We start from the raw sequence: 1,788 nt of genomic DNA, 5'->3' as shown, positions 1-1,788 counted from the left end.
ATGCGGTGGCGGTCGCCTGGGTGTTCGGCGACGCCGGCCTGTCGCGCTACCTCGCGCCGGTGCGCGGCGATGCGCGGCTGGCGGCGGCGATGTCGCTGGTGCACCTGCAGGTCGATCCCGCGATGGCGGAGCTCGACGAACCGCAGGTCACGATCACGACCGAAGACGGGCTGGCGGTGTCGCACACGGTGCCGGTCGCGCTCGGCGCGCCGGGCAACCCGCTGCCGGCCGACGCGCTGCGCGCGAAGTTCGATGCGCTGGCGGCCGTCGCGTTGCCGCGCCCCCAGGCCGATGCACTGGCCGATGCAGTGCTGCACCTCGACGAACTCGCCGATGCGCAGGCCCTGCTGCCGCTGCTGGCCGGCCATTCCGCACGACACCCGTTGATCTCATGAACCCCACCGAACCGCTGCCGCCCGCGCCCGAGGGCATCGACGCCGCCGAATGGGCCATCCGCTGCGAACTCGCGGCGCTGTACCGCCTGGTCGCGCATTTCCGGATGACGGACCTGATCGACACGCACATCAGCGCACGCGTGCCGGGCGCGCAGCCGCACTTCCTGATCAACCGCTACGGGCTGCTGTTCGACGAGATGCGGGCTTCGGACCTGGTGAAGGTCGACCTCGACGGCCGGGTGGTCGATGCCCGCGCGGCCGGCCGCCAGGACGAGGCCCGCTTTCGCGTCAACCGCGCCGGCTTCACGATCCATTCGGCGGTGCACGGCGCGCGCGCCGACCTGCATTGCGTGATCCACACGCACACCACCGCCGGCGGCGCGGTGTCGGCGCAGCAGGGCGGGCTGCTGCCGATCAGCCAGCATGCGCTGCGCTTCCACGGCCGGCTGGCGTACCACGACTACGAAGGCRTCGCGCTCGGGCTCGACGAGCGCGCGCGGCTGGTCGCCGACCTCGGCCTGCACAACGCGATGCTGCTGCGCAACCACGGCGTGCTGGTCGGCGGCCGCACGGTGGCGCATGCGTTCCAGGAGCTGTGGTTCCTGGAGCGGGCCTGCCAGATCCAGGTCGCGGCGCTGTCAGGCGGGGTGCCGCTGCGCGTGCCGCCGGCCGCGGTGCAGGCCTTGACGGCGGCGCAGTTCGAGGATGACGACGCCAGCGGGATCGTCCAGCTCACGTGGACGGCGGCCTGCAGGTTGATTGCCGGCCAGGCGGCGGACTACCGATCGTGACGGACCGATCAGAACGGTTCGAGGCGCCGGATCTGCTGCACCAGCGTGTCCAGCGCCGGGTGGCGTTGCTCGTACAGCGCCAGCCAGGGGGCGAGTTCGTCGGCGCTGAGCGGGCCGGTGAGCGGGGCCAGCTCGCCGGGCAGCGCAGCCAGCGCGCCGTCGAGGGCCTGCACATCCGCCGTGGCCCATGAGTGCGCGATGCGGCCCGCCAGCAGCGGCCGCGCCGCCTGGGCCCGTTCGAGGTAGTTCGACAGTTCCGGCATCGCATCGCCGCCGACCTCGTCGTCCATCGCCAGCGCCTCGGTGAAGGTCGGACCGTCGTAGCCGGCCGCTGGGTTCTCGTCGGCCGCGGGCCCGGCACCGAAGCCCGCCACGCCATCGAGGGCCGACCAGTCGAAGCTGGCCGCATCGAGGTTCAGCATCTGCTGCGCATCGGCCGCATTCGCGGCGAGCTGCTCCGGCGCGAGTGCCGGCGCGTCGCTGCTCGCCAGCCCCGCCATCGTGCGCATGAAGCCGAACTCGGCCAGCGTGTGCGCGTGCAGGTACAGGTGCTCGAAGGCGTCGCGTTCCATGGCTCAGCCTATGAGCGCACCGGCCAGCGC

At 72.6% G+C, this 1,788-nt stretch carries 2 protein-coding genes and 1 pseudogene; 2 read left to right on the top strand and 1 reads right to left on the bottom strand.

Translation table 11 applies throughout. The annotated features are described in order from the left end of the window. Positions 1-395: pseudogene (locus AC1D15_RS30225) on the top strand (MmgE/PrpD family protein); the annotation flags it as partial. After that, positions 392-1,186 carry a class II aldolase/adducin family protein gene (locus AC1D15_RS30220; protein ID WP_477828930.1) on the top strand — a complete coding sequence of 265 codons (795 nt, stop codon included), beginning with the start codon at positions 392-394 and terminating at the stop codon, positions 1,184-1,186. The pseudogene AC1D15_RS30225 and the gene AC1D15_RS30220, both read left to right, overlap by 4 nt. An 8-nt stretch (positions 1,187-1,194) precedes the next feature. On the opposite strand, the gene AC1D15_RS30215 is transcribed toward AC1D15_RS30220, so the two are convergent. Next, positions 1,195-1,758 (bottom strand): hypothetical protein, encoded by a 564-nt coding sequence (locus AC1D15_RS30215; RefSeq protein WP_477828929.1) that lies wholly within the window; start codon positions 1,756-1,758, stop codon positions 1,195-1,197. Positions 1,759-1,788 lie beyond the last annotated feature (30 nt).

This window comes from Rhizobacter sp. P2_H2, assembly GCF_056403375.1.
The sequence above is the reverse complement of the archived record's forward strand: the minus strand, read 5'-3'. Positions and strand labels throughout refer to the sequence as shown.

Excerpts from the sequence above, each read along its gene's own strand:
- AC1D15_RS30215 (WP_477828929.1), bottom strand. The coding sequence starts at position 1,758 with ATGGAACGCGACGCCTTCGAGCACCTGTACCTGCACGCGCACACGCTG.